This window comes from Methylobacterium sp. D54C (assembly GCF_053345595.1).
In genome coordinates this window covers 356416-382645 of sequence record NZ_JBKFAK010000001.1, presented here as the reverse complement: position 1 = coordinate 382645, position 26230 = coordinate 356416, and the positions used below count along the sequence as shown (strand labels likewise).

Below are 26230 nucleotides of genomic sequence, written 5' to 3'. Positions count from 1 at the left end.
TCGAGGCGTGCTAGCGCGGATCCTTCCAGGTGGTGGGCTGGGCCGGCGGCGCGGCGCGGGCCACGGAGCCGGTGGTCCGCGGTACGGCGGCCTCCGCCCGCCGCGGGTACGACCGGCGCGGGGCCGCGTAGCCGTAGCGGCGTCCCCGGCGGACGTGCCGGCGCCCGCGCTCCGACGAGTTCCCCACGAAGCCGCCGACCACGGCCCCCGCGACGGCGCCGATCGGGCCGCCGACCAGCGCCCCCGCGACCGCGCCGGAGCCGACGCCGAGGGTGGTCCGGCTCTGGGCCCGGGCCGCCTCAGGTGCCGCCAATGTCCCGAGCAAGGCGAGGGTGACCAAGACTTTGCGCATCGTAGAGATCCCGGACTTCGAGAATTGGTTTCGTCCGGCCTTTAAGCGGCGGAACATGACCAAACCGCGGCTTCGATCTGCGGAGAGACGGCGCGGTATCAAACCGCGCGGGGACTCACCCGCCCCGACCTTTAGGGTGTGGCGCGGCCGGGTTCGTGCTTTAGGGTGCAGCGCAACGACGGGAGGCCGCGCGACGGCCCAGGAGGGAGAAGCCGATGGCCACGACCACCGATCTGCGCCTGCGCCGCAGCGTGCTCTACATGCCCGGCTCGAACCAGCGGGCGCTCGACAAGGCCAAGTCCCTGCCGGTGGACAGCATCATCCTCGACCTCGAAGACGCCGTCGGCCCGGAGGAGAAGGAGCTCGCCCGCGATCAGGTCTGCGCCGCGGTGAAGAGCGGCGCCTACGGCAGCCGCGAGCTGGTCATCCGGGTCAACGCCCCGCAGACCCCGTGGGGCGAGGCGGATCTCCACGCCGCCATCGAGGCCAAGCCCGACGCGATCCTGATGCCGAAGGTCTCGTCCCCCGCCGTGCTGGAGAGCATCGCCGACCGGCTCGAATCCCTCGACGCGCCGGACGGCATCGCGATCTGGGCGATGATCGAGACCCCGGCCTCGATCCTCAACATCCAGGAGATCGCCCGGGCGAAGCGCGACCCGCGCAACCGGCTGACCTGCCTCGTGCTCGGCACCAACGACCTCGCCAAGGACACCTGGGCCAAGATCGTCCCCGGCCGCGTGCCGATGCTGCCCTGGATGATGATGGCGCTGGCCGCCGCGCGGGCGGAGGGGCTCGCGATCCTCGACGGCGTCTACAACGACATCGCCGACACAGAGGGCTGCCGCGACGAGTGCCGGCAGGCCCGCGACCTGGGCTTCGACGGCAAGACCCTGATCCACCCGACGCAGCTGGAGCCGGCCAACACGTCCTTCGCCCCCACCGAGGAGGAGGTGCGCCGGGCCAAGCTGGTGATCGAGGCGTTCGAGCGCCCGGAATACGCCAAGCGCGGCGCGATCAAGCTGGAGGGCCGGCTCTACGAGCGGCAGCATCTCGGCGTGAACCGGCGGGCGGTCACCTGGGCCGAGGCGATCAAGGCGAAGGGGTTCTGAGCGCGTCCGTCCTCGCCGGAGCGAAGCGATCCAGGGCAGCGCCACGCCCGAGTCTGTCGCGGTCCCTGGGTCACTTCACTACGCGCGTGATGACGGCACCGACGGCCCTGAATCGGCGGTCGTGTAGCGCGTCCGCTGGGTGCGCCCGTCGCGGGCCGTGACGGCGACGAGGCCCGCCTCGTCCAGGCCCGAGAGGGCGCGCAGCACCAGGGCGTGCTCCACCCCGAAGGTGCGGGCGAAGGCGCGGCTGTCGCCCGGCAGGCCGAGGTCGAGCGCCGCCAGGAGGCCCGCCGCCAGCGGGTCGAGATCCGGGCGGGCGGCCGAAACCCGGTCGAGGGCGGCGACGAACGCCGCCTCGTCGGGCTCCGCGCTCACGCGGCCGCGCGCGCCTGCAGGGTGACCAGCACCGACTTGGAGGTCGGCGTGTCGCTCTTCTCGCCGTAGGTCGAGAGCGGCACGAGCACGTTCAGCTCCGGATAGTAGCCGGCCAGCGCCCCCCGCGGCATGTCGAAGGGCACGAGGCGGAAATCCTCCGCCCGGCGGGTGATGCCGTCGTCGTGCATGCCGACGACGTCGACCCGGTCGCCGAGCCGGTCGCGGATCTCCTCGAGGTCGTCCGGGTGGGCGAAGATCACGCGGCGCTCACCGTAGACGCCGCGGTAGCGGTCATCCAGGCCGTAGATCGTCGTGTTGTACTGGTCGTGACTGCGGAAGGTCTGCAGCACGAACGTGTCGCGCGTCTTCCGGGCGGCCTGGTGCTCGGTCTCGACCGGCAGGGCGTCGGCCGAGAAGGTGGCCCGGCCGGTGGCGGTCTCGAACACCCGCTCGGCGGCGAGGTTGCGCAGCATGAAGCCGCGCGGCTTGCGCACCCGGGTGTTGTAGCCGGTGAAGCCCGGGATCGTGGCGGCGATCGCCTCGCGGATCCGGTCGTAATCGGCGGCGAACCCGGCCCAGTCGATGGCGGCGGAGCCGACGGTCGCCTGCGCCATGCCGGCGATGATTGCGATCTCGGAGCGCAGCTCCTTGGAGGCCGGCTTGTTGATGCCGCCCGACCCGTGGACCATGCTCATCGAATCCTCGACGGTCACGATCTGGATCTTGCCCTCGGCGCCCCGGTCGATCTCGGTGCGGCCCAGGCAGGGCAGCAGGTAGCCGACCGCGCCCGGCACGAGGTGGGCGTGGTTGAGCTTGGTGGCGATGTGCACGGTGAGCCGGCACGAGGCCAGCGCCTGCGCCACGACCGGCGTGTCGGGCGTCGCCCGCAGGAAGTTGCCGCCGAGCCCGATGAAGGCCTTCGCGGTGCCGTCCCGCATGGCCCGGATCGCCGCCAGGACGTTGTGGCCGTGCCGGCGCGGCATGGCGAGACCGAAATGCTGCTCCAGGGAATCCAGGAAGGCGGCGGACGGGCGCTCGTTGATGCCGACCGTGCGGTCGCCCTGCACGTTCGAGTGGCCGCGGACCGGGCAGAGGCCCGCGCCGGCCCGGCCGATATGGCCGCGCAGGAACAGCAGGTTGGCGATCTCCCGGATCGTCGCCACCGAGTGGCGGTGCTGGGTCACGCCCATGGCCCAGGTCGCGATGACCCGCTGGGCGCCCAGATAGACGTCCGCCATCGCGGCGATCTCGTCCACGGTCAGGCCCGACTGGTCGAGGATCGCGTCCCAGGACGTCGCCTCGACGGCGGCGCGGTAGGCCTCGAGCCCGGCGGTGTGGTGCTCGAGGAAGGCGCGGTCGAGGAGCGAGGGCCGGCCGGCCGCCAGCGCCTCGGCGTCGCGGGCGAACACGACCTTGGCGATGCCCCGGAAGGCCGCCATGTCGCCGCCCGAGCGCGGCTGCAGGTAGTGGCTGGCGATGGGGCGGCTGGCGCCGCGGAGCATCTCGACGGTGTTCTGCGGGTCGGCGAAGCGCTCCAGGCCGCGCTCGCGGACCGGGTTCAGCACCACGACCTTGGCGCCGCGCTCGGCCGCCCGGCGCAGGTCGCCGAGCATCCGCGGGTGGTTGGTGCCGGGATTCTGGCCGACGCAGAAGATCGCGTCCGCCTTCTCGAAATCCTCCAGCAGGACCGTGCCCTTGCCGATTCCAATGGCGTCGATTAGGGCGACGCCGCTCGCCTCGTGGCACATGTTCGAGCAGTCGGGGAAGTTGTTGGTCCCGTAGGCGCGGGCGAAGAGCTGGTACAGGTACGCCGCCTCGTTGGAGGCGCGGCCCGAGGTATAGAACTCGGCCTGGTCCGGATGGTCGAGCCCGCGCAGGGTCGCGCCGATCTCCGCGAAGGCCTCGTCCCAGCTCACCGGCAGGTAGCGGTCGCTCGCTGCGTCGTAGCGCATCGGGTGCGTCAGGCGGCCCTGGCCCTCCAGGGCGTAGTCGCTCCAGGTGCGCAGCTCGGTCAGGGTATGCTTGGCGAAAAAGGACGGCTTCGTGCGCTTGTCGGTCGCCTCCCAGGAAACCGCCTTCACGCCGTTCTCGCAGAACTCGAAGGACGAGCCGTGCTCCGGGTCGCCCCAGGCGCAGCCGGGGCAGTCGAACCCGTCGGGCTGGTTCGCCTTCAGCAGCGCGCGGGCGCCGGTGAGGGGTGCGCGGCTGCCGAGCAGGTGCTTGCCGCAGCTCTTCAGAGCACCCCAGCCGCCGGCGGCGGAGGAGCGCTTGGTGGACCCTTCAGACTGGGCCATGAACCGTCCTGGATTGGCTGACGCGATGTGTCTCGCAACCGCGAGATAAGCGCCTCTCCGACGCCCTCACAATGGCGTGTCGGCGCAGGCCCCTCATGCACGGGGCACAGGCTAAGCTCCCGCTGTGCAAAGCCTTTCTAAACTGCGGCCCCAAAAAAATTGTCCGGCGCGGCGCCGCGAACGGTTCGCCCGCGCCGGCTCAGTCTCCGCGGGCGAGGTCGGCGGCGTCGCGCCCGACGACCTGCCGGAGCGAGGCGATGCCGGCCTCGCTCATGCGCCGCAGGATCCCGTCCTTGATGCGCCCGACGAGGCCCGGCCCCTCGTAGACCAGCGCCGAGTAGAGCTGCACGAGGCTCGCCCCGGCCCGGATCTTGGTCCAGGCCGCCTCGGCCGAATCCACGCCGCCGACCCCGATGAGCGGCAGCGCGTCCCCGACGCGCAGGCGCGTCTGGGCGAGCATCCGCGTCGCCGGGCCGAAGAGCGGCCGCCCCGAGAGGCCGCCCGTCTCCCGCGCGAGACCCTGCTCGCGCAGGCTCGTCGGGCGGGCCACCGTGGTGTTGGACACGACGAGGGCCTGGACCCCGCGCCGCTGCGCCGTCGCGCAGACCGCGTCGAGGGCGTCCAGCGCCATGTCGGGGGCGATCTTGAGGAGGATCGCCGCGCCGGCGCCTGCCGCGTCCCGGGCCTCGACCGTGCGGGCGAGCAGCTCGTCGAGGAAGGCCTCACCCTGGAGGTCGCGCAGGCCCGGCGTGTTGGGCGAGGAGACGTTGACCGTGACGAAGTCGACGAGCGGCGCGAGGGCTGCGGTGCAGGCGGCGTAGTCGGCGAGGCGGTCGGCGGATTCCTTGTTCGCGCCGATGTTGACGCCGACGATGCCGGGTCGCCCCCTCCGGGCGCGCAGACGGTCGGCCACCACCTCCAGCCCTTCGCTGTTGAGGCCGAAGCGGTTGATCACGGCGCGGTCGTCGGGGAGGCGGAAGACCCGCGGCCGCGGGTTGCCGGGCTGGGGCCGCGGCACGACCCCGCCGACCTCGACGAAGCCGAAGCCGAGGCCCAGCAGCGCGTCGGGAACGCGCGCGCCCTTGTCGAAGCCGGCCGCGAGGCCGACCGGGTTGGGAAAGCGGCGGCCGAGCAGGTCGACGGCGAGGCGCGGGTCGTCCACCGGCCGCGGCCCCGCGGGCAGGAGCGCCAGGGCGGCGAGGGTCAGGTCGTGCGCGCGCTCCGCGTCGAGGCGGTGCAGCAGCGGTCTGACGAGGGGGAAGGCGGCCGCGATCATGCCGGCAGGATCCCGGCCGGGAAGGCGTGCCGGCCGTCGGCGCCCAGCGGCATATCGTCCACCGCGACCACGGCGGACAGCGGCAGCGGGCCGTAGAGATGCGGGAACAGGTCGCCGCCGCGAGAGGGCTCATAGCGCAGGCCGTCGCCGAGGGCGTCGGCCTCGACCGCGACGAGGAGCAGGTCGTCCTGCCCGGCGAAGTGCCGGGCCGCCGTCTCGGCGACCTGGGCGGCCGTCGAGAAATGGATGAAGCCGTCCTGATGATCGATCGGGGCGCCCGTGAACCGGCCCGCGGCCTCGGCCTCGCGCCACAGAGGGCGCGGACAGATCTTGTAGATGAGCGGCATCGAAGCTCCCCGGAGACGACGCTGCGATAGAGGCGCCGGGCCGCGGCGGCAACCGCGCCGCGCCCCGCCCGATTCGAGGAGCGATTGCAATCTGCCGCCCGTAGTTCTACTTTCCTACGACTAGGCTGGACGTCACACAGCCCCGTCCGGACCGGCAGAGCGGATCCGGAAAGCAGATTGTCAAGTATCTCCGCGCGTACCCGGCGGGTGTCGAACGGACCCGGCGGGCGAACCGTCTCCGTGCCTCCGAGGCAGCCGGCTCCCGGCTGGTGAGACGGGGGTGCCGGCCCGCTCAGGCTGAGCTTCCGAGCCCGCTATGCTGTCGCACGAGCAGATCTGGAACGCCATCGACCGGCTCGCCGAGCGCCACGGCTACTCGGCCTCGGGCCTCGCCCGCCGCGCCGGCCTCGACGCGACCAGCTTCAACCGGTCGAAGCGCGTGGGCGCCGACGGCCGCAAGCGCTGGCCGTCCACCGAATCCGTGTCGAAGGTCCTGGCCGCCACCGGCTCGAGCCTCGACGAGTTCCTGCGGCTCATCGAGGCCCGCGAGATCCCCGCCCGCACGATGGTGCCGCTGATCGGCCTGACCCAGGCCGGGGCCGGCCGCCTGTTCACCGACGAGGGCATGCCCACCGGGGGCGCCGGCTGGGAGGAGATCGAGTTTCCGGATCTCGGCGAGGAGCGGGCCTTCGCGCTGGAGATCCAGGGCGATTCCATGCTGCCGCTGTTCCGGGACGGCGACGTCCTGATCGTGTCGCCGACGGCCAGCGTGCGCAAGGGCGACCGCGTCGTGGTCCGCCTGCACGGCGGCGAGGTCCTGGCCAAGGAGCTGCGGCGGCGTACCGCCCGGACCGTGGAACTGGCCTCCCTGAACCCCGAGCACGAGGACCGGGTCCTCAATCTCGGCGAGGTGGCCTGGATGGCCCGGGTGATGTGGGTGCGCCAGTAGGCGGTGCCCGGACGGGTCGGCACGCCGTTCGTTGCGCGGATCCTCCCGCGGATCCACGCTTGGCCGTGAGGCCGTTCATCGCTATCGCTGGCCCGTCGCGGACCTTCCGCATCCGCTGAGCGCGAACGCAGCATGGCGCAGCCCGGGACGGATCACAGCGCGGCCGAAGGCGGGTCGCTGGCGGACGAGGCCCGCGCGCTCCTCGACGCGCTGCCGACGCCCAGCCTGGTGCTCGATCCGCAGGGCCGTGTCCGCCACGCCAATCCCGCCCTGGAGCGGATCGCCGGCTACCCGGCGGAGCGGCTCGTCGCGCAGGGACTCGACCTGATCCTGGCGCAGCGCACGGCGCCCCTCGACCCCGCCGGCACCGAGCCTCAGGAATTCCTGGCCACGCGCGCGGACGGGACGAGCTTCTGGGCCCGCCTGGAGACGGCGCCCCTGCCCGGAACCCCGTTCCGCATCGGCCAGATCCGCGACGAGACGGCCCGGCGCGAGGCCGAGGGCGCGCTCGCGCTCTCCCGCCAGCGCGAGGCGCTGGGGCTCCTCACCAACAGCGTCGCCCACGAGTTCAACAACTTCCTGCAGATCCTGATCGGCTACATCGACGGGCTCAAGCGGCGGCTCGGTGACCGGCAGGAGCCGTTCGTCCAGCGGGCGATCGCCCGCTCGGCCGACGCCACCGAGCGCGCGGCGATCCTGACCCGGCACCTGCTCGCCTATTCGCGCCGCATCGCGCCTGACGTCCGGTCGGTCGACCTCGACGCCATCGTGGCCGACCTCGCCTCCCGCCTCGAGCCCGACCTGCCGCCCGGGATCCGCCTCACCGTGGCGGCGACGCCGGGCCTGCCGCGGGCGATCAGCAATCCCACGCAGATCGAGTTCGCCCTGCGGCATCTCGTCGCCAATGCCTGCGAGGCGATGCCGTCGGGCGGGACGCTGACCCTGTCGACCTTCCGGGTGGATCCCGGCGACCGCTCCCTGCAGCAGCCGGGCCAGGGCAGCGTCGGGATCGCGGTCGGGGACACCGGGCAGGGCATGTCGCCCGAGATGCTCGCCCGGGCTCTGGCGCCGTTCCAGACCAGCCACGAGGCCGGGCGCGGCGCGGGCCTCGCGATCGTCCACGGCCTCATGAAGCGGCAGAACGGGACCATCACCCTCGACAGCCGCAGCGGGGAGGGGACGCAGGTGCGCCTCTCCTTCCCGGCCGCCCCGGAGCGCACGCTCCACTAGAGCCGTGCCATTCACGCGATGGGCGCGACGGGCGGGCTCGGAATGCGCCGCTGCGATCCGGTGGAAAACGTCGCCCGGGCCACGGCGGCCAGGACTAAAACCGCTGCCCGACCGTTCCCATATCGTCACTGGCGCTCCGCGCCACCCGGTTCTCGTCCTCTGAGGCGTGTACATGTTTACTGAGATTTCGCGCCGCCGGCGTGTGGCCGCCCTCCTGGCGCTGGCCGCTGCGCTGACCGTCGCGGCACCCGTCGTGGAAGCCCGTCCGGGCGGCGGCGGGTCCGTCGGATCCCGCGGCTCGCGCACCTACACGGCGCCCTCCGCCACGCCGACCGCCCCCGGCGGCGGCACGACGATGCAGCGCTCGCAGACCGCGCCTTCGCCCGGCATGGGCAGCCCCGGCATGCAGGCCCCGGCAGCGCCCGGTCGCCGCTTCGGCGGCGGCTTCTTCGCGGGCCTGCTCGGCGCCGGCCTGATCGGCGCGCTGCTCGGCGGCGGCTTCTTCGGCGGCCTCGGCGGCCTCGCCTCGATGATCGGCCTCCTGTTCCAGGTCGGTCTCGTCGTGCTCGTGGTGATGCTGGCGCTGCGGTTCTTCCGCCGCCGGAACGAGCCGGCCGGCGCCGGCGCGCCCTACGCCCGCTCGTCGCTCGACGATCAGCCGGGCGCCCGCGGCCCGATGGGCGGCGCTCCGGGCGGCCCGGCTCCCGGCGGCATGTTCGGCGGTGGGCAGCGCCCGCCGCAGACGCGTCCGGTGCAGATCGGCCCGGCCGATTACCAAGCCTTCGAGCGCCTGCTCGGCGACATCCAGGACGCCTACTCGCGCGAGGATCGGGTGACGCTGGGCAACCTGTCGACGCCCGAGATGGTCAGCTACTTCGACGAGGAGCTGCGCGGCAACGCGGCTCGCGGCGTGGTGAACAAGATCTCGGACGTGAAGCTGCTGCAGGGCGACCTCGCGGAGGCCTGGGGCGAGGACCGCACCGACTACGCGACCGTGGCCATGCGCTACGCCCTCAAGGACGTGATGATCGAACGGTCGAGCGGCCGCGTCGTCTCCACGGACTCGTCCGAGGCGACGGAACTCTGGACGTTCCTGCGCCAGCCCGGCCGCGGCTGGGTGCTCTCGGCGATCCAGCAGACCCGCTGACCCGGCAGCGCTCCGGCCTCCGGGCCGGAGCCACGGCTTTCCGTCAGGCCGGCGTCCCTACCGGGGCGCCGGCTTTTCTATGCGCGTCCCACCGATTGGCGAGATCGACGAACCCGGACACCGGGATCTCCTCGGCGCGCGCGGTCTCGGACAGGCCGGCGGCCGCCAGCAGGGCGCCGGCCTCGGGCGTCAAGGCCTTGAGGCTCTGGCGCAGCATCTTCCGCCGCTGGCCGAAGGCCGCCCGGGTGACGGCTTCGAGCGCGCCGGCGCGGCAGGGCAGGGGCTGGGCGCGCGGCACCAGCCGAACCACGCTCGAGGTCACCTTGGGTGGCGGCACGAAGGCCGAGGGGCTGACGTCGAACAGGATCTCGGCCTCCGTGCGCCAGCCGCAGAGGACGCCGAGCCGGCCGTAATCGGCCCGCTCCTCCGGGCCGGCGACGATCCGCTCGGCGACCTCCCGCTGGAACATCAGCACGGCCTGGTCCCACCAGGGCGGCCAGACCTCCCCGTCGAGCCAGCCGGTGAGCAGGGCGGTCCCGACATTGTAGGGCAGGTTGGCGACGATCCGCGCCGGGGCCTCGCCCACCAGCGGCCGCGGGTCGAACGCCAGGGCGTCGGCGTCGACCACCTCGAGCCGGCCGGGATAGTGGGCGGCGATCTCGGCGAGGGCCGGCAGGGCGCGCGGGTCGCGCTCGATCGCCACGACGCGGGCGGCGCCCTCGGCGAGGAGCGCGCGCGTCAGCCCCCCCGGGCCCGGCCCGACCTCCACCACGGTCACCCCCGCGAGCGGACCGGCCGCCCGGGCGATCCGGCCGGTCAGGTTGAGGTCGTAGAGGAAGTTCTGGCCGAGCGCCTTCTTCGGCTCCAGGCCGTGGCGGGCGACGACCTCGCGCAGCGGGGGAAGACCGTCCCCGGCGCTCATGCTGGCTGCCTCACAGCTCGTCCTCGGGATCGAAGTGGCGGGCGCCGACGGGCCGGGGACGGCCGGCATAGACGCTGAACGGGATGATCTCGGCCCCGGCGGGGGCCTCGCTCCGCGCCGCCGCGTTGGCGGCCAGCCGGTCGGCGAGGCGCAGGGCCGCCACGAGGCTGTCCGGCCGGGCGACGCCCTGGCCGGCGATGTCGAAGGCCGTTCCGTGGTCCGGCGAGGTGCGCACGAAGGGCAGGCCGAGGGTGACGTTCACGCCGTCGTCGAACGCGATCGTCTTGATCGGGATCAGGGCCTGGTCGTGCGTGGGCGCGAGGGCGACGTCGTAGGTCTCGCGGGCGCGGGCGTGGAACAGGGTGTCGGCGGGGAGCGGCCCGCGGATGTCGATGCCCCGCGCCCGCAGGCGCGCCACCGCGGGGGCGAGGACGTCGCGGTCCTCGCGGCCGATCGTCCCGGCCTCGCCCGCGTGGGGGTTCAGGCCGGCGAGGACGAGGCGCGGCTCGGGCAGGCCGAAGCGCTCCCGCAGGTCCCGGGCGACGATCGCGGCGGTCTCCTCGACGAGTTCCTGGGTGAGCAGGTCCGGCACGTCCCTCAGCGGCACGTGGATCGTCACCGGCACGACCGAGAGGCCGGCGCTCCAGATCATCATCACCGGCCGGGGCGGCGTCACGCCGGGCGGCACCGCGAGGGCGGCCAGGAACTCGGTATGCCCGGGATGGGCGAAGCCCGTCCGGGTCAGCACGAACTTGGCGATCGGGTTGGTCACCACCGCGCTCGCGCGCCCGGCCTTCACGAACTCCACCGCCGCGGTGATCGACTCGATGGTCGCGCCGGCGTTGCCGGAATCGGGGACGCCGGGATCGGCCGCGACGCGGGCGCCGCTCGGCAAGGGCACCACGGGGAGCGCGCGCGGGAACACCTCGGCGGCCGTCTCGGGATCGACCTCCGCCACCGGGACGGGGCGGTCGAGGCGGTGGGCGAGGCGCTCGACGAAGTCGGGATCGGCCACCAGGAAGAACGGCGGCAACGGATCCGCCCCGCCGCGCCCGAGCCACGCGCTGAGCGCCAGCTCCGGGCCGATGCCGGCGGGATCTCCGAGGGTGAGGGCGAGGGGCGGCATGGGCGCTCTATAGCGCCCGCGCGGCGCGGGCGCATCCTCGGCGGCTCAGACCGAGCGGCGGGATCGCGGCGGCCGACGCGCCGGACCGGCGCGCCGCCGGTCCCGGTTCCTCAGCGGATCGAGGCGATGCCGTCGGCGGTGGTGGCGGTCCCGACGTTCTGGCGCAGGTCGGCCTCGCCCAGGGTCTTCAGCTCGACCCGCAGCAGCACGGTCTGGTTGCGCTCGCGGACGCCCGTCGCGGTCGCGATCGGCGAGTTGATGTAGTTCAGCGAGACGGTGGTGCACTCGTCCTGGTAGCCGCCACCGAAGCTCGCGCCCGACAGGTAGAAGCGGCCCGGGTTCTGGTAGATCGGCACGGTCCCGATCGGGTTCGCCAGGTACGAGCTCAGCGCGTCCGTGTAGGTGTTGCGCACGTCGAGGTAGTGGGTCAGGTCGACGAGCAGCGAGCCCGACACGAACCAGTTCGGCGTGATGTTGTAGGTCGCGGTGGCGGTGATGCCCTCGCGGTAGTGGCTGTAGCCCAGCAGCGGCTGCGCCTCGTAGTACGAGTAGAAGGCCGAGACGGTGAGCGGCAGGAACGGCGCGAACCGCGCCGTCGCGCCGGTCTCGAACCGCGCCACGTGGAAGTCGGACTGGTTGAACCGGGCCCGGCTGATGAACGTGATGTTCTGGTTCGGCGAGACCTGGAAACGCCCGACGAAGTCGGAGCGCTGCGTCTCGAGCCCCGAATCGAGGCCGGTGTTGGCGATGTCGCCGCGGCGGAACGAGTTGACGCCCGCGAGCTGGATGGACTCGCCGAACAGGACGTTCGCGTACCAGCCGGACGGGGTCACGACGGAGTACTGGCCGCCGAGATTGGTGCGCACGCCGCCCTCGACCCGGTCATAGCCCGAGAATTTGTCCCACTCGAACAGCGAGGTGTCGTCGAAGACGAGACTCTGCGCGTCCTCGTTCGGCAGGCGGCCGATCCGGGTCTCCGACGGGCGCGCGATGATCTGGCCGATCGGCTCCAGGGTGTGGACGCCGAGGGCGCCGAAATTGGCGACGAACGGGTAGCGGTAGTCGAGGCCGATCGCCGGCATGACCCGCCCGGCAAAGCCCTGATCGACGTGCGCGACCTGCGGGACGAGGTCATTCTGGTAGCCCGAGAAGCTCGTGCTGTTGAAGAACGCGTCCGTGCGCAGGTACGCGAAGGGCGTGAATTTCTGGCCCAGATCGTCGATGAAGCTGCGGCGCCAGGACAGCTCCGCGGAGGCGCGGGTGTTCGTGCCGGCGAGCCCGTCGATGGCGCACAGGCCGCGCTGGAAGACCGTGCAGGTCTGGTAGAGCGGGAAGCTGACGCCGTTGACGCTCGGCGAGAACAGGTAGCTCGAGGTCCGCGGCAGGCCCTGGTACTGCGTGGTCTCGCGGGTCAGGCTGGTGATGTTCGCCTGGAAGCGCACCTCGCCGCCGATCTCCGATGGGCCATTGATCCGCTTGTCGTAGTCGATCACCGGCGCCACGATCGGCTGCTGCTTCTGCCAGTCGAAGCTCGACAGGCCCTTGAAGTAGTAGCCCCGCGCCTCGAACCACGAGCGGTCGCCCTGACCGATCAGGAAGGCGGTCGAGGTCGCCTCGCGGAAATAGTCCGTGGTGATGTTCTGGTTGCGGATCCGGTAATTGTCGAGGAACCACTTGTCGGTCACGCCGACGAGGTCCCAGCCGGTGCGCCAGCGCGGGTTGATGTAGAACCGACCCTGCGACTCGACCGAGCCGCGGAAGTCGCGCTCGCCCGCGCCGAGGGGGCTCGGCAGGAAGGCCGAGGGCGTCGTCTGCGAGATGCCCGACAGGCGGATGTTGTAGAAGCCGTTGTCGATCCGCTGGCGGAACTCGCCCTGCGCGAGCAGGCCCTGCCGGCTCAGCAGGGTCGGCGTCAGCGTCAGGTCGTAGTTCGGCGCGAAGTTGATGAAGTACGGGAGCGACACGCCGTTGCCGAGCGCGGTCGTCGTGATGAAGCGCGGCGTCAGGAAGCCGGTCTTGCGCTTCACCGTCGGGTCCGGCGCCTCGAAATACGGCAGGTAGGCCACCGGGATGCCGGCGATCTCGAGCGTCGAGTCGTCGAAGTAGACCGTGTGGGTCTCGTTGTCGTGGATGATCTTCTTCGCCTTGATCTGCCACAGCGGCGGCGTCTCAGGGTTGTCCTTGCACGGCTCGCAGGCCGTGTAGCTGCCGGACTCGAAGCTGGTCTGCTCGCCGTTCAGGCGCTCGGCCCGCGGCGCGGAGAACCGGGTGCGCACGGTCTCGAACTTGCGCTGGACGGTCTGCTGGCCGCGGAAGGCGTCGACGAAGCCGGTCTTGAAGTCGTCGGTGAGCTCCATGCGCGCGCCGGTCACGACGCCGCCGTCGGCCTCGGTGAGGCGGACATTGCCCTCGGCGAAGACCCGGCCGGAATTCCGGTCGTAGCGCACGCGGTCGGCCTGCAGCGTCCGCGGGCCGTAATGCAACTCGGCGTTGCCCCGCGCCGTCACGGTGCCGTGGTCGTTGTCGTAGATCAGCTCGTCGGCCTCGACGAGGAGCTTGTCGCCGGGCTTGCCGGCCGCGACGGCGGGCAGACCCTGGGCATGGGCGGACAGGCCCCCGGCCAGCGGCGCGGCGAGCGCCAGCGCGGCCCGGAAACCAGCCTTCCGCAGGATGTCGGCGACCTTACGCAACGCGCGTCCCAACCCCTGTGACGTCTGCCGCCACCAACCTCAACACCCGTCTCCCGTCCCGCGAAGGATCGCGGAAGTCAGCCGTCTTCCTGGTACAGAAGCGTGAGCGTACCGAGAAGACTGCCTACCACGGCCGGGAACCAGGCCGCCACCGGTGCGGCGACGAGTCCGGATGCTCCGAGCCCCTCCATGACCTGTCGGACCACGTAGAGGGCGAAGCCGGCCGCGACGCCACCGAGGACGAGTTTACCGACCCCACCAAAGCGGAAGAACCGTAAGGAAACGGTTGCGGCGACGATGACCATGGCCACGAACAGCACCGGCCGCGCCCACAGGACATCGTACTGGAGACGGTAGCGGGTGGCGTCCAAACCGGCCCGCTCGGTCCGCGCGATGGTTGTGGGAAGTTGCCAGAAAGGCACAGATTCCGGGGGGGTGAACCGCTGCCGCACCTGCCCGGGGTCGAGGTTCGAGTCGATCAGGTAGGTGTCGAACGACTCAGGCGGCGCGTGCGGTGTGAGAACGCGCACATCGGAGAGTTCCCAGTAGCCGTCGTGGAGCGTGGCGCGGGCCGCGACGAGCTGCTCGGCGAACCTGCCGGCGTCGTCGAACGTGAAGACCGACACCCCCGCCAGGGTGGTCGTGCCCTCGATGGCGGTCTCGGCGCGGAGGATCGCCTCGCCGTCGAGGCCCTTCTGGCGGATCCAGAGGTCCTTGCCCGAACTCGCCTTGGTGGATTTGGCGAAGATCTTGGCCTCGATCTCGGTGGAGCGCTGCTTCAGCATCGCCGAGACCGGGTTGTAGACGCCGACCGCCAGCGCGCCGAGGGTGAGGGCCACGAAGAAGCCGGGCTGCAGGAACTGCCAGGCCGAGATCCCGGCCGCGCGGGCGACCACCAGCTCCAGCTTGCGCGAGAGCTGGAGCAGGGCCGCCATGGAGCCGAACAGGACCGCGAAGGGCAGGACCCCCTCCGCCACCGCGGGGGTGCGATAGAGCGAAAGCTGCGCCATCAGGCCGGCGGACGCGCCCTGAGCCTCGCCGGCGCGGCGGAGCAGCTCGACGAAGTCGAGGGTGTAGACCAGCGCGAACACGGTGACGAAGACGCCGAGCACCGTGCGGAGGAAACGGGCCGCGAAGTAGCGCCCGAGGGTGGGGCCGATCAGCATCATCGGCGTCAGGCCGCCGGCGCGAGGCGCGGGCCGCGGAACCGGCCGCGGACGGCGCGGGCCAGGGCGGCGTTGAAGGCGCGCACCCGGGGCCCGTAGAAGATGAGGAGGCTCGACAGGAGGATCGCGAGCAGCGGCACGCCGTAGACCGCCAGGACCGCGGCGGGGCTGCGCGCGGCGGCGCTGACCGCCGCGAAGCCGCCGATGCGCAGCGCCACGACGGCGACGATCGCGCCGGCGATCGCGACGCCGCGCCCCTGCCGGGTCGTGCGGGGATCGCCCAGAGCCGCGAAGGCGATGAAGACCAGGGCCAGCGGGTAGAGGCAGGCGGAGAGTCGGTCGTGCAGCTCGGCGCGGAACCGGCCCTTCTGCAGCTTGTAGTAGCCCTCCGTCGTGTCGGGGAACAGGAGCTGCGCCGTCGAGCGCTCGCGCGGCTTGTAGATCGTGTCGGAATCCGGGGGCGCGAAGGCCGCGAGGTCGATCGTGTAGCGCTCGAAGGTCAGGATCGAGGAATCGCGCGAGTCCTTCTGCTGCTGGTGGACGCTGCCGTTTTCCAGGATCAGGTAGCTCTGGCCGTCGACGTCGACCGCGTTGCCGCGCTCGGCGAGGTAGACCTTGGTCTTCCCGGCCTCGCGCCGGTCCTGGATGAACAACCCCTTGAGGGTGCCGCCCGGTCCGCGCTCGCGGAAGTGGAAGGTGATGCCGTTGTCGAGCTGGGTGAACTGCCCTTCCTTGACGACGTTCGCGATGAAGTCGCCGCGCACCCGGGTGATCACGTCGCGCAGCTCCTGGAAGCTCGCGGGCATGACCACAACGACCAGGAATCCCACCAGGAAGCTGACGAACAGCGCCAGGGTGAGGAAGGGCCGCAGCAGCGAGCGCGGCGGCATCCCGGCCGCCGACATGACAATCAGCTCGGAATCGCCGTTCAGCTTGTTGAGCGCGTAGATCGTGCCGATGAACAGCGCCACGGGGGCGATGACGACGACGAGGGTCGGCAGCGACAGGCCGGTGACGAAGAGGAAGACCAGCAGCGTCTGGCCCTTGGCGGTCACGAGATCGAGCTCGCGCAGGGCCTGGGTCAGCCAGATGGTGCCCGTCAGCCCGATCAGGCAGGCGAGGGTGGCGCCCAGGGCGATCCGAAAGATGTAGCGCTCGATCTGCCTCATCGGCCCGGCAGTCCCGCTCGTCCTCTCGCGCCCTCGAGGCGGCAGGGACCCGACAAAAGGGGCGATTCCAGGGCTGTCACGCCGCGTTGCGTTCTCCGTCTCAGCGGCTACACAGGGCGGATCGCCCGCGCCTCGGCGCGCGGGTGCGTAGTACGGCTCCGGAATAACGGGCAGGGCGACGGGTATGGCGGACGGTATCGAGGTCGGTTTCGGTCCCCTGGAGCAGAGCGGCCAGGGCCCCGGCGGATCCGGCGATCTCGTGGTCTTCGTCGGCGACGACCTGTCGCTCGGGTCGGCCGCCCGCGAGGCGCTGGGCGCCTCCGGGGCGGATCTCGTGGCCCGCGCCGCGGCCTCCGAGAAGTTCAAGGGCCGCTCGCTCAGCGCCCTGTCCCTGCCGGCCCCGGCGGGCGTCGGTGCCGACCGCCTCGTGGTCGTGGGCCTGGGCTCGGAGAAGGACCGGGCCAAGACCGACTGGCCGGCGCTCGGCGGCTTCACCGCCGGCAAGGTGGCGGGACGGACCGCCCGGGTGGTGCTCGACTGGCCGGGCGCGACGGTCACGGCGGCGCAGGCCGGCGAGTTCGCCCTCGGCGCGCGCCTGCGGACCTACGCGTTCGACCGCTACAAGACCAAGAAGAAGCCCGACGCCGACGACAAGTCCGTCACCGCGCTGACCCTGCTGCTCGCCGATCACGGCGCGGCCGCCCGCGAGGGCGAGGGCGCCAAGAGCCTGTCCGACAGCGTGGTCCTGGCCCGCGACCTCGTGAACGAGCCGCCGAACGTGCTCTTCCCGGCTGAGTTCGCCCGCCGCGCCTCGGAGCTCGCCAAGCTCGGCGTCGAGATCGAGGTGCTGGAGCCGGCCCGGATGCGGGAACTCGGCATGGGCGCGCTGCTCGCGGTGGCGCAGGGCTCGGCCCGCGAGCCGCGGATCGTGATCATGCGATGGAACGGCGGCCCCGCGGCCGAGGCGCCCGTGGCCCTCATCGGCAAGGGCGTCGTGTTCGATTCCGGCGGCGTCTCGATCAAGCCGGGCGGCGGCATGGAGGACATGAAGGGCGACATGGGCGGCGCCGCCGCCGTGGTCGGGGCGCTCCACGCGCTCGCCGCCCGCAAGGCGCACTGCAACGTGGTCGGCGCCATCGGCATCGTGGAGAACATGCCGGACGGCGGGTCGTACCGCCCGTCCGACATCCTGACCTCCATGTCGGGCCAGACCATCGAGGTGATCAACACCGACGCCGAGGGCCGGCTGGTGCTGGCCGACGTGATCACCCACGTCATCCGCAGCACCAAGCCCAAGGCCATCGTCGACCTCGCGACGCTGACCGGCGCGATCATCGTGGCGCTGGGCCAGGACATCGCCGGCATGTTCTCGAACGATGACACGCTGGCGGGCAACATCCACGCCGCCGGCGAGGCGACCGGCGAGAAGGTGTGGCGGATGCCGCTGATCCCCGCCTACGACAAGGCGATCGATTCCAAGTTCGCCGACATGAAGAACACCGGCGGCCGCCACGGCGGCGCCGCCACCGCGGCGTCGTTCATCAAGCGCTATGTCGAGGACGTTCCGTGGGCGCATCTCGACATCGCCGGCGTCGCGATGTCGTCGAACGCCAGCGAGATCAACCGCAGCTGGGGCGCTGGCTGGGGCGTGCGCCTCCTCGACCGGCTGATCCGCGACCATTACGAGGCCCGCTGAGGCGGCCGCGGCGGTCCCGACCCCGCGCGCCTCTCCGGCTGATCCCAGCATGGCCGCACACGCCAACGCCGCGCTCGACCGGGTCGGCCCGGGCGCCGGGACGTTCGGAGGCCGCTCCGGCGGCCTTCTGGCAGCGGCGGGGCCGATCCTCGCCATGCTGGCCGCCCTGGCTCTCGTCGCGGCGACCGGCCTGAGCCAGCGCGACGCCGTGCCGGAGGCCCTCGAGCCCTGGATCTTCGGCTACTTCATCGGCCGCTACCCGCTCTTCGCCTTCGCACTGGTCTACGGGCTCGGCCACCTCGCGCGGGTGGCGACGGGCCCGGGCCCGGGCTCCGCGCCGCGCCGGATCGTGTTCGGACTGGCGGGCGCGGCCGCGCTCCTCGCCGCCGGGCTCTACCCGACCTTCGGCGGCCTCGTCCTGCGCGGCGCCTTCGCCACCGGGGGCATGGCCTTCCTCACCCACCAGCCCCTGTGGCTGGCCTACGGGCTCGGCGCCGCCGTGGGCGCGCTGACGTTCGGCGGCGTCCTCGGCCTGTTCGCGGTCGCGGCCAACCGGCCCCTGCGGCCGCGGCTGCGCCGGGTCGGCTACGGCGCGCTCGCCTTCCTGACCCTGTGGCTCGGCGCGATCCTGATCGGCCTCGCCTGCGACCTGGGCGTCGGCCCCTGGCCGCGGCGTGCGATGCGGCCGGAGGAGGCCGCGCTCGCCGCCGGCCTGCTGATCGCGGCGGCCCTGCCCCACAACGTGCTGGCGACATTGCGCCGGCATCGTCCAGCCCTCTGACCCCCCTGCCTTGCGGGCCGGCCTCCGTTCCCGCAGAGTCCGCGCGACAGGCGTTGCGGGACTCGGCCCCCGAGAGTCGGGCCCGCGGGAGGCATCGCGATGCATGAGGCGAACGTGATGGAGCACGGCGCTCGAGCCGCCACGGCCGGAGCGATGCCGGGCCACGGGGCCTCCGACCGGCCCTGGCTGCCCTTCTATCCGCCCGGCGTGCCGGCGGAGATCGACGTCGCGGGCCTCGGGACCCTGGTCGACCTGTTCGAGACCAGCGTGACCGACTTCGCCGACCGGCCGGCGATGCTGTGCTTCGGCTCGACCATGACCTACGCGACCCTCGGCCAGCAGGCGCGCGACCTCGCGGCCTGGCTGCGCGGCCAGGGGCTGGCGAAGGGCGACCGCGTGGCGATCATGCTGCCGAACGTCCCCGCCTACGCCGTGGCGATCTTCGGCGTCCTCCTGGCGGGGGGAACGGTGGTCAACACCAACCCGCTCTACACGCCCCGGGAATGCGTGCAGCAGATCAACGATTCCGGCGCGCGGATCCTGATCGTCCTGGAGAATTTCGGCGCCACCATCGCGGCGGCGCTGCCGGACGTGGCCCTGGAGCGGGTCGTCCTCGTGGGTCCGGGCGACGGGCTGGGGCTGAAGGGGCGGGTGATCAACCTCGCGAGCCGGCACGTCCGCAAGGCGGTGCCGCCGTTCCGCCTGCCGGAAGGGCTGGCGATCCCGTTCGCCACCGTGCTCCGCCAGGGCCGGACGATGCCGCGCGCGTCCGCCGCGGTCGACCCGGAGGACCTCGCCTTCCTGCAATATACCGGGGGCACCACCGGCATCGCCAAGGCGGCGATGCTGAGCCACCGCAACATCATGGCGAACGTCGAGCAGTCGCAGCTCTGGTTCAACTCGAAGGATCCGAGCGTCGCGCGCTGCGTGGTCACGGCGCTGCCGCTCTACCACATCTTCGCGCTCACCGCGTGCTTCTTCCAGTTCATGCGCAGCGGCGGCTCTTGCCTGCTGATCCCCAATCCGCGCGACTGCGACGGCATGGTCAAGACCCTGAGCCGCACGCGCTTCACCCACCTGATGGGCGTGAACACGCTGTTCAACGTCCTGATCAACCATCCGAAGATCGGCACGGTGGATTTCGCCCACCTCGACTTCGTGGTCGGCGGCGGCACGGCCGTCCAGCGGGCGGTGGCCGAGCGTTGGAAGGCCCTGACCGGCAACACGATCATCGAGGGCTACGGCCTGTCGGAGACCTCGCCGGTCGTGTGCGTCAACCCGCGGGGCATGCGCGACTTCTCCGGCACGATCGGCTACCCGCTGCCCTCCACGGAGGTCTCGATCCGCGCCGTCTCCGGCGAGCCCCTCCCGGCCGGGCAGCCAGGCGAGATCTGCGTGCGCGGCCCGCAGGTGATGCGCGGCTACTGGAATCGGCCGGAGGAGACCGCGCGGGCGATGACCGCGGACGGGTTCTTCCGGACGGGCGACGTCGCGATCCTGCAGGCGGACGGCCAGGTCCGGATCGTCGACCGGATGAAGGACATGATCCTCGTCTCCGGCTTCAACGTCTATCCGAACGAGGTCGAGGACGTGCTGGCGGCCCACCCGGCCGTGCTCGAATGCGCGGTGGTCGGCGCGCCGAGCGAGGAGACGGGCGAGATGGTGGTGGCCCACGTGGTCCTGAAGGACCCGTCGGTCTCCACCGATATCCTGCGGGCGCATGCCCGCACCCAGCTCACCGGCTACAAGGTTCCCCGCCGCGTGGTGCTCCACGAGACCCTGCCGAAGACCAATGTCGGCAAGGTGCTGCGGCGGATGCTGCGCGACGAGACGCCGCCGGCCTAAGCGTCGCCCGCGCGGCGGAAGACGGCCTGCGTCCCGGTGCCGCTCACGGGCGGCGTAACTCCTGCGCGCCGTTCGCCGAAAGGTGAGGCTGCGGCGCTTGCGCCCCTGTCGGCCGCGGCCGATCTGTGGGTTGTGCAGGCAGGAGATCCGAGGAGACGGCCATGTTGATCAAGCGCAGGCGCGGTTGGGAGATTCCGGAGCATCTGGCGACGCCGGAGGCCGTCTTCCTCAATCGGCGGGCCCTGATCGGCGGCGCGGCCGGGCTCGCGGCCGGCTCGCTCCTGGGCGGACGCGCGGCCCTTGCGGCGGCGGGCGACCAGCCGCTCTACCCGGCGCCGCAGAACCCCGCCTACACGCTCGACCGCCCCCTGACCCCGGAGCGCTTCAGCGCCGACTACAACAATTTCTACGAGTTCGGCACGTCGAAGACGGTGCTGCCGGCGGCCAACGCCCTTAAGACGCAGCCCTGGACCCTGAAGATCGACGGGCTCGTCGAGAAGCCGTTCGAGATCGGCGTCGACGACCTGATCCGGAAGGTCGGCCTGGAGGAGCGTCTCTACCGTCACCGCTGCGTCGAGGCGTGGTCGATGGCGGTGCCCTGGACCGGATTCCCGCTGGCGAAGCTCGTGGCGCTGGCCAAGCCCGCCTCCGGCGCGAAGTACATCCGCTTCGAGACGTTCATGGACAAGGCGATGGCGCCCGGCCAGCGGGCGTTCTTCTATCCCTGGCCCTACACGGAGGGCCTGACCCTGGCTGAGGCCGGGAACGACCTCGCCTTCATGGTCACGGGGATCTACGGCAAGCCGCTGCCCAACCAGTTCGGGGCGCCGATCCGCGTCGCGGTGCCGTGGAAGTACGGGTTCAAGTCGGCCAAGTCACTGGTGAAGATCTCGTTCACGGCCGACCGGCCGAAGACCTTCTGGGAGGGTCTGCAGGCCTCGGAGTACGGCTTCTGGGCCAACGTGAACCCGGCCGTGCCGCACCCGCGCTGGAGCCAGGCGACCGAGCGCGTCCTCGGCACTGACCAGCGCGTGCCGACGCTGATCTACAACGGCTACGGCGAGCAGGTCGCCGGCCTCTACAAGGGCCTCGAGGGCGAGCGCCTGTTCGTGTGAGCACGCGCCTGCCGAAGCCGCGCTGATCTGGCGCGGCTTCCGCAGCGACGACGCGGCTCCTACGCTGCCCGGCCGACGAGGTCGACGGTCCGCGGCCTAGCGCGGGCAGGCATGGGCCCGCTCGAAGGCCTGCAGATCCGCCACCGTCGCCTGCTCTTGGCGCGAGAGCGGCACGCGATCCATGGCGTCGTACCGGCAATCGGCGTTGCCGAAGGTCCGGATCGCGCGCGGCGTGGTGAAGCAGTAGCCGGCCTGCTTGTAGATCAGGTTGCGTTGGTACCAAGCTTCCGCGCAGTCATCCGCCATCGCGCCGGTGGAGCCCGCGACGAGGATCAGAGCGTAGAGAGCAGCACGCATCGAATCGTCTCCGTGAGGAGACGGATCCAACCATCGGATGCTCAGTAGGTCCAGCGCTGCGCCTTCGAGACGAGGAAGTCGCGGAACGCCTGCACCCGGGCGACCGAGCGCATCTCCTCGGCGTAGACGAGGTAGCTCTCCAGGCTCGGCATCTCGGTCTCGCGCAGAACCTGCACGAGCTGCTGGCCGCCATCCACCGCGTAGTCGGGCAGGATGCCGATGCCGGCGCCGGCCTCCATGGCGCGCTGCAGGGCGCCGATATTGTTCACCGTCAGGTGGACCTGGCGGCCCTCGCGGCCCTCGCGGCCCGCGTCGGCGAGCCAGTGGGCGGCCAGAAGATACGAGGGCTCGTTGCCGCCGAAGGAGACGAGGCGGTGGTCGTCGAGCTCCTCGATGGTCTTGGGCTCGCCGAACCGCTTCACGTAATCCGGACTGGCGAAGGCGTGGTAGTGCACGGTGAACAGCCGCCGCTGGATCAGGTCCGGCTGCGCCGGGCGGCGCATGCGGATCGCCACGTCGGCCTCGCGCATGGCCAGATCGAGCTCCTCGTTGGTGAGGATCAGCTCGATGCGCACGTCCGGGTAGAGGTCCAGAAACTCGCCGACCCGCTGCGACAGCCAGGACGTGCCGAGGCCGACCGTGGTGGTGACCTTGAGGTCGCCGGTCGGCCGCTCGGAGGTCTCGACGAGGCGCGCCCGGGTATTTTCCAGGCGCAGCTTCATGTCCCGCGCGGCGCGGAACAGCAGATCGCCCTGCTCGGTGAGCAGTAGGCCGCGGGCGTGGCGGTGGAAGAGCGGCGCCTTCAGCTCACGCTCCAGGGCGCTGATCTGGCGGCTGACCGCCGATTGGCTGAGCCCGATATCGTCACCCGCCTTGGTGAAGCTCCCCGCCTCCGCGACGTTGAGGAAGATCCGGATCTTGTCCCAGTCCAAGGCGAGAACCCCTACCAGCGCGCGCCCACGGGTCGCGCCCGGGGTGGAGAAGGGGCGCGAAGCGGCGGGCAGATCACCGGGCGAACTGCGCGGTGCCGCGTGCGGATGGCCGCTCCCGACACCGCGCGGGCATGCAATCGGTGCATCCCGGCGCAGTCAGCACTCCTATGCACACGGTGCATGGTCCTGCGCAAGCGCAAGCAGCGCGAACTTGTTGAAATGCCAGGCCTGACGGCTCCGCGCGGGAGGTGCGGAAGCCCGTCCGGCCGTCATTCCGCCGCGGCGGCTTGGACCGGGCTCTCACCGATCTCGAGATTGGCCAGGAACTTCTCCGCCTCCAGCGCCGCCATGCAGCCCATGCCGGCGGCGGTGATCGCCTGGCGGTAGACGTCGTCCGTGACGTCGCCGGCGGCGAACACGCCCGGGATCTCGGTCTCGGTCGTGCCGGGCTTCACGGTGAGATAGCCGCCGTGGCGCATGGGCAGCTGACCCTCGAAGATGGCGGTCGCCGGCTGATGGCCGATCGCCACGAACACGCCGTCGGCCTTCACCTCGCTGATCTCGCCCGAGCGCGGATCCTTGAGACGGACGTGCGTCACGTTCGGTGCCGGCTTCTGCACGCCGCAGATCTCGGCGATCTCGCGGTGCCACAGCACCTCGACGTTCGGGTGCTTGAACAGGCGCTCCTGAAGGATCCGCTCGGCGCGGAAGCTGTCGCGGCGGTGGACCACCGTCACCTTGCTGGCGATGTTGGCGAGGTACAGGGCCTCCTCGACCGCGGTGTTGCCGCCGCCGACCACCACGACCTCCTTGCCGCGGAAGAAGAAACCGTCGCAGGTCGCGCAGGCCGAGACGCCGCCCCCCTGGAACGCCGCCTCGGACGGGATGCCGAGCCACTTGGCCTGCGCCCCCGTGGCGATGACCAAGGCGTCGCACGAGTAGGTCTCGCCGGAATCGGCCTCGAGGCGGAACGGCCGCTGCTTGAGATCGACCTTCGTGATGTATTCCGAGACGATCCGAGTGCCGACGTGCTCGGCCTGGAGGCGCATCTGCTCCATCAGCCAGGGGCCCTGGATGGCCTCGGCGAAGCCCGGGTAGTTCTCGACATCTGTGGTGATCATGAGCTGGCCGCCCGGCTGGAAGCCGGAGATCAGCAACGGCTCGACCATGGCGCGGGCGGCGTAGATCGCCGCCGTGTAGCCGGCGGGTCCCGAGCCGATGATGACGAGCTTGGCGTGGGTGTGGGCCATCTGTCTCGGTCTCCTCAGGCCGGTCCGGCCGCGCGGCGCGCGGCATAGGCGTCGGCGAGCGCCCGGGCGATCACCGGAGTCGCGTCGATCGGCTTGTACGTCAGATCTGCCAACTGACCGGTGAACGGTCGCAGCGCCCCGGCGATCGCCAGCCCGGCGAACATGCGCCGATGCCGAATATAGGTACGCGGCAGGTCGAACAGCAGGACCGGCGCGCCGGTGGACACCGCCTCGCTAACCATGTTGGCCGAGTCGGAGGTCACGACGATCGCCTCGGCGAGCGCCAGCATGGCCACGTAGGGGTTGTCGCCGCTCCCGTCCCAGAGGAACCCCCCGGTCTCGGCGGCCAGCACCTTCACGGCGTCGCGGAGCGGGTTCGGCGTCCGGCGGGAAATCGTCACCATCAGCCGGCAGCCCTGCGCGGCCAGTCCGCGCAGATCCTCCACGAGGCGGTTCATGTCGGTCTTGCGGTAGCTCAGGTGACGGCTGTCGCCGCCGACCAGCACCGCCACCCGCGGGCCGTCGAGGCGCGCGAGCCGCGGATCCGGCCGGACCCGGGCCGCGGCCAGGCGCGCCGCGGTGACGAGGTGCGGCGCCGTGAGCGTGGTGAAGACGTTGGGACCGCGCAGATCGTCGTAATCCGGCACCCAGATGAAGTCGGCGCTGTCGGCGCCGGTCCGCGGATCCTTCAGGAAGGCCGTGAACGTCCGGCCGCCGGTGGCGCGCCGCACGGTCCGCAGGTACGGGACCGACCGGCGGCCGGAGGCGATCAGGATGTCGGGGTAGGGGCCCGACAGGGCTCCGGCGCGGCGGCGCGGGCCCTCGCGCGGGTCGATCGGCCCCCAGGGCGCCATCCAGCCGAATGGTCCTGAGGCCGGCACCTTCCGGATCTCGAAGTCGAGACCCAGGGTCTCGGCGATGCCGACGCACTGGTTCTCGTCGCCGGCCTTGCCGTCCGTGACGATCCAGGCGCGGGCGCGGGCGAGCTCGGGCAGGCGCTCGCGCCGCGGGTCCGGACTGCTGACCGGCGCGCTCTGCGCCTCCGACACGTCGATGCTTGCCATGCTCCTCACCGGATACGCCCCACGCCGCCGACCGGGGCCGGCGGCCGTCTTCTAATCCCGCGGCAGGTCGCGGGCGAGCCACTGGGCGTAGATGTCGGCGATGGCGGCGAGCCGGCGCTGCTCGAATTGCGGATCGTACCACGCGCCGCCGTAGCTCGACGGCGTCGCGGTCATCTGCGGGTAACGCCCGAGCACCTGCCCCTTGGGCCCGACGAGCAACGCCTCGCCCTCCATGTAGTCGGTCTCGAAGTTGCCGCCCAGGCCGCGCAGGGAACCGCTGCCGACATAGGGCCGCAGCGACAGGCTCGTCACGACCACGACGAGGCGCGGCCCGCGGCCGCCGATCCGACCGGCGAAGTTCTTCCGCAGTGCTTCGGTCAGGTCGCCGGCCAGCGCCTCGGCCTGCAGCCCCGCGCCCTTGTTCAGGAGCGGCCGCACGTCGACCCGGACGTCGGAGAAGACCGGGGTCGGCGGAAAGTCGCTCGCCGCCGCGGACCCCGCGACGGCACCGAGGAGCAGGCCGGCGAGCCGGCCCCACGTACGCGGGCGCATCGGCTCAGCCGCCGTACTGGACGGCGACGACCTCGTAGGACTTGCCGCCCCCGGGCGTGGTGACCTCGACCGTGTCGCCGACGCCCTTGCCGATCAGCGCGCGGGCGATCGGCGAGGTGATCGAGACGCGGCCCGAGCGCACGTCGGCCTCCGGCTCTCCCACGATCTGGTAGGTCTTCTCCTCCTCCGTGTCCTCGTCGACGAGCTTCACGGTGGCGCCGAACTTGATCCTGTCACCCGAGAGCTTCGTGACGTCGATCACTTCGGCCCGCGCGATCATGCTCTCCAGTTCGAGGACGCGACCCTCGTTGTGGGACTGCGCCTCCTTGGCGGCGTGGTACTCGGCGTTCTCCGACAGGTCGCCGAGCGCGCGGGCCTCCGCGATCGCCTGGATGATGCGCTGGCGCTCCACCTGCTGGCGGTGCTTCAGCTCCTCTTCGAGGGCTGCCAGCCCGCGCACCGTGATCGGAACCTTGTCTATCGCCA

24 protein-coding genes are annotated in these 26230 nt (G+C 71.7%); 8 read left to right on the top strand and 16 right to left on the bottom strand.

Features of this window, described 5'->3' with window-relative positions; all coding sequences use genetic code 11:
• Window positions 1–10: 10 nt before the first annotated feature.
• Window positions 11–352, bottom strand: coding sequence for a YMGG-like glycine zipper-containing protein (locus ACLBYB_RS02015; protein ID WP_026604994.1), 342 nt, complete (start codon window positions 350–352; stop codon window positions 11–13).
• Window positions 353–567: 215 nt separating this feature from the next.
• Between ACLBYB_RS02015 and ACLBYB_RS02010 the strand changes: the two genes are divergently transcribed.
• Window positions 568–1461 (top strand): HpcH/HpaI aldolase/citrate lyase family protein, encoded by an 894-nt coding sequence (locus ACLBYB_RS02010; RefSeq protein WP_091977129.1) that lies wholly within the window; start codon window positions 568–570, stop codon window positions 1459–1461.
• A 78-nt stretch (window positions 1462–1539) separates the two neighbouring features.
• Here ACLBYB_RS02010 and ACLBYB_RS02005 read toward each other — a convergent pair whose 3' ends face one another.
• From ACLBYB_RS02005 to ACLBYB_RS01990, 4 genes are all read right to left on the bottom strand, one after another.
• Complete coding sequence (locus tag ACLBYB_RS02005; RefSeq protein WP_056522370.1) at window positions 1540–1836, bottom strand: hypothetical protein; 297 nt, start codon at window positions 1834–1836, stop codon at window positions 1540–1542.
• Window positions 1833–4130, bottom strand: a complete 2298-nt coding sequence (locus tag ACLBYB_RS02000) for an FdhF/YdeP family oxidoreductase (RefSeq protein ID WP_447697694.1) — start codon at window positions 4128–4130, stop codon at window positions 1833–1835. Before ACLBYB_RS02000 ends, ACLBYB_RS02005 begins: the two co-directional genes overlap by 4 nt.
• Window positions 4131–4329: 199 nt before the next feature.
• Window positions 4330–5406: a quinone-dependent dihydroorotate dehydrogenase gene (locus ACLBYB_RS01995; protein ID WP_447697693.1), complete on the bottom strand. Its 1077-nt coding sequence runs from the start codon at window positions 5404–5406 to the stop codon at window positions 4330–4332.
• Window positions 5403–5753: a DUF952 domain-containing protein gene (locus ACLBYB_RS01990; RefSeq protein ID WP_020093554.1), complete on the bottom strand. Its 351-nt coding sequence runs from the start codon at window positions 5751–5753 to the stop codon at window positions 5403–5405. Before ACLBYB_RS01990 ends, ACLBYB_RS01995 begins: the two co-directional genes overlap by 4 nt.
• 316 nt (window positions 5754–6069) lie before the next feature.
• On the opposite strand from ACLBYB_RS01990, the gene ACLBYB_RS01985 reads away from it, so the two are divergent.
• The 3 genes from ACLBYB_RS01985 to ACLBYB_RS01975 all read left to right on the top strand — a co-directional run bounded on the left by ACLBYB_RS01985 (window position 6070) and on the right by ACLBYB_RS01975 (window position 9079).
• The gene (locus tag ACLBYB_RS01985; protein ID WP_012317556.1) at window positions 6070–6702 is read left to right on the top strand and encodes a S24 family peptidase; all 633 of its coding nucleotides are present in this window, start codon (window positions 6070–6072) and stop codon (window positions 6700–6702) included.
• A 132-nt stretch (window positions 6703–6834) separates the two neighbouring features.
• Window positions 6835–7932 carry a two-component system sensor histidine kinase NtrB gene (locus ACLBYB_RS01980; protein WP_447697692.1) on the top strand — a complete coding sequence of 366 codons (1098 nt, stop codon included), beginning with the start codon at window positions 6835–6837 and terminating at the stop codon, window positions 7930–7932.
• A gap of 172 nt (window positions 7933–8104) precedes the next feature.
• The gene (locus ACLBYB_RS01975) at window positions 8105–9079 is read left to right on the top strand and encodes a TIM44-like domain-containing protein (protein ID WP_447697691.1); all 975 of its coding nucleotides are present in this window, start codon (window positions 8105–8107) and stop codon (window positions 9077–9079) included.
• A 43-nt stretch (window positions 9080–9122) separates the two neighbouring features.
• Here the strand turns inward: ACLBYB_RS01975 and rsmA are convergent, their stop codons facing one another.
• The 5 genes from rsmA to lptF all read right to left on the bottom strand — a co-directional run bounded on the left by rsmA (window position 9123) and on the right by lptF (window position 16152).
• Window positions 9123–10001, bottom strand: a complete 879-nt coding sequence (gene rsmA / locus ACLBYB_RS01970; RefSeq protein ID WP_056522390.1) for a 16S rRNA (adenine(1518)-N(6)/adenine(1519)-N(6))-dimethyltransferase RsmA — start codon at window positions 9999–10001, stop codon at window positions 9123–9125.
• A 10-nt stretch (window positions 10002–10011) separates the two neighbouring features.
• Window positions 10012–11127, bottom strand: coding sequence for a 4-hydroxythreonine-4-phosphate dehydrogenase PdxA (pdxA, locus tag ACLBYB_RS01965; protein WP_091680149.1), 1116 nt, complete (start codon window positions 11125–11127; stop codon window positions 10012–10014).
• Window positions 11128–11237: 110 nt separating this feature from the next.
• Window positions 11238–13817 carry an LPS-assembly protein LptD gene (locus ACLBYB_RS01960; RefSeq protein WP_447697690.1) on the bottom strand — a complete coding sequence of 860 codons (2580 nt, stop codon included), beginning with the start codon at window positions 13815–13817 and terminating at the stop codon, window positions 11238–11240.
• Window positions 13818–13894: 77 nt separating this feature from the next.
• Window positions 13895–14983 (bottom strand): LPS export ABC transporter permease LptG, encoded by a 1089-nt coding sequence (lptG, locus tag ACLBYB_RS01955; protein WP_447698128.1) that lies wholly within the window; start codon window positions 14981–14983, stop codon window positions 13895–13897.
• An 8-nt stretch (window positions 14984–14991) separates the two neighbouring features.
• Window positions 14992–16152 carry an LPS export ABC transporter permease LptF gene (gene lptF / locus ACLBYB_RS01950; RefSeq protein ID WP_020093547.1) on the bottom strand — a complete coding sequence of 387 codons (1161 nt, stop codon included), beginning with the start codon at window positions 16150–16152 and terminating at the stop codon, window positions 14992–14994.
• A 184-nt stretch (window positions 16153–16336) separates the two neighbouring features.
• Between lptF and ACLBYB_RS01945 the strand changes: the two genes are divergently transcribed.
• From ACLBYB_RS01945 to msrP, 4 genes are all read left to right on the top strand, one after another.
• On the top strand, window positions 16337–17848 hold the full coding sequence (locus ACLBYB_RS01945; RefSeq protein WP_447697689.1) for a leucyl aminopeptidase: 1512 nt from the start codon (window positions 16337–16339) through the stop codon (window positions 17846–17848).
• 49 nt (window positions 17849–17897) lie between these two features.
• Window positions 17898–18629, top strand: a complete 732-nt coding sequence (locus ACLBYB_RS01940) for a hypothetical protein (RefSeq protein ID WP_447680570.1) — start codon at window positions 17898–17900, stop codon at window positions 18627–18629.
• Between the two features lie 99 nt (window positions 18630–18728).
• On the top strand, window positions 18729–20474 hold the full coding sequence (locus ACLBYB_RS01935; RefSeq protein ID WP_447697688.1) for an AMP-binding protein: 1746 nt from the start codon (window positions 18729–18731) through the stop codon (window positions 20472–20474).
• 161 nt (window positions 20475–20635) lie between these two features.
• Window positions 20636–21589 (top strand): protein-methionine-sulfoxide reductase catalytic subunit MsrP, encoded by a 954-nt coding sequence (msrP, locus tag ACLBYB_RS01930; RefSeq protein WP_091680143.1) that lies wholly within the window; start codon window positions 20636–20638, stop codon window positions 21587–21589.
• Window positions 21590–21685: 96 nt separating this feature from the next.
• On the opposite strand, the gene ACLBYB_RS01925 is transcribed toward msrP, so the two are convergent.
• The 6 genes from ACLBYB_RS01925 to greA all read right to left on the bottom strand — a co-directional run bounded on the left by ACLBYB_RS01925 (window position 21686) and on the right by greA (window position 26225).
• Window positions 21686–21946 carry a YARHG domain-containing protein gene (locus ACLBYB_RS01925; protein ID WP_132366935.1) on the bottom strand — a complete coding sequence of 87 codons (261 nt, stop codon included), beginning with the start codon at window positions 21944–21946 and terminating at the stop codon, window positions 21686–21688.
• A gap of 41 nt (window positions 21947–21987) precedes the next feature.
• On the bottom strand, window positions 21988–22878 hold the full coding sequence (locus ACLBYB_RS01920; RefSeq protein ID WP_447697687.1) for a LysR family transcriptional regulator: 891 nt from the start codon (window positions 22876–22878) through the stop codon (window positions 21988–21990).
• 269 nt (window positions 22879–23147) lie between these two features.
• Window positions 23148–24128: a thioredoxin-disulfide reductase gene (gene trxB, locus ACLBYB_RS01915; protein WP_447680573.1), complete on the bottom strand. Its 981-nt coding sequence runs from the start codon at window positions 24126–24128 to the stop codon at window positions 23148–23150.
• 14 nt (window positions 24129–24142) lie between these two features.
• Window positions 24143–25192 (bottom strand): mitochondrial fission ELM1 family protein, encoded by a 1050-nt coding sequence (locus ACLBYB_RS01910; protein ID WP_447697686.1) that lies wholly within the window; start codon window positions 25190–25192, stop codon window positions 24143–24145.
• A 51-nt stretch (window positions 25193–25243) separates the two neighbouring features.
• Complete coding sequence (locus ACLBYB_RS01905) at window positions 25244–25744, bottom strand: hypothetical protein (RefSeq protein WP_132366934.1); 501 nt, start codon at window positions 25742–25744, stop codon at window positions 25244–25246.
• A gap of 4 nt (window positions 25745–25748) precedes the next feature.
• Window positions 25749–26225 carry a transcription elongation factor GreA gene (greA, locus tag ACLBYB_RS01900; protein WP_170855149.1) on the bottom strand — a complete coding sequence of 159 codons (477 nt, stop codon included), beginning with the start codon at window positions 26223–26225 and terminating at the stop codon, window positions 25749–25751.
• Window positions 26226–26230 lie beyond the last annotated feature (5 nt).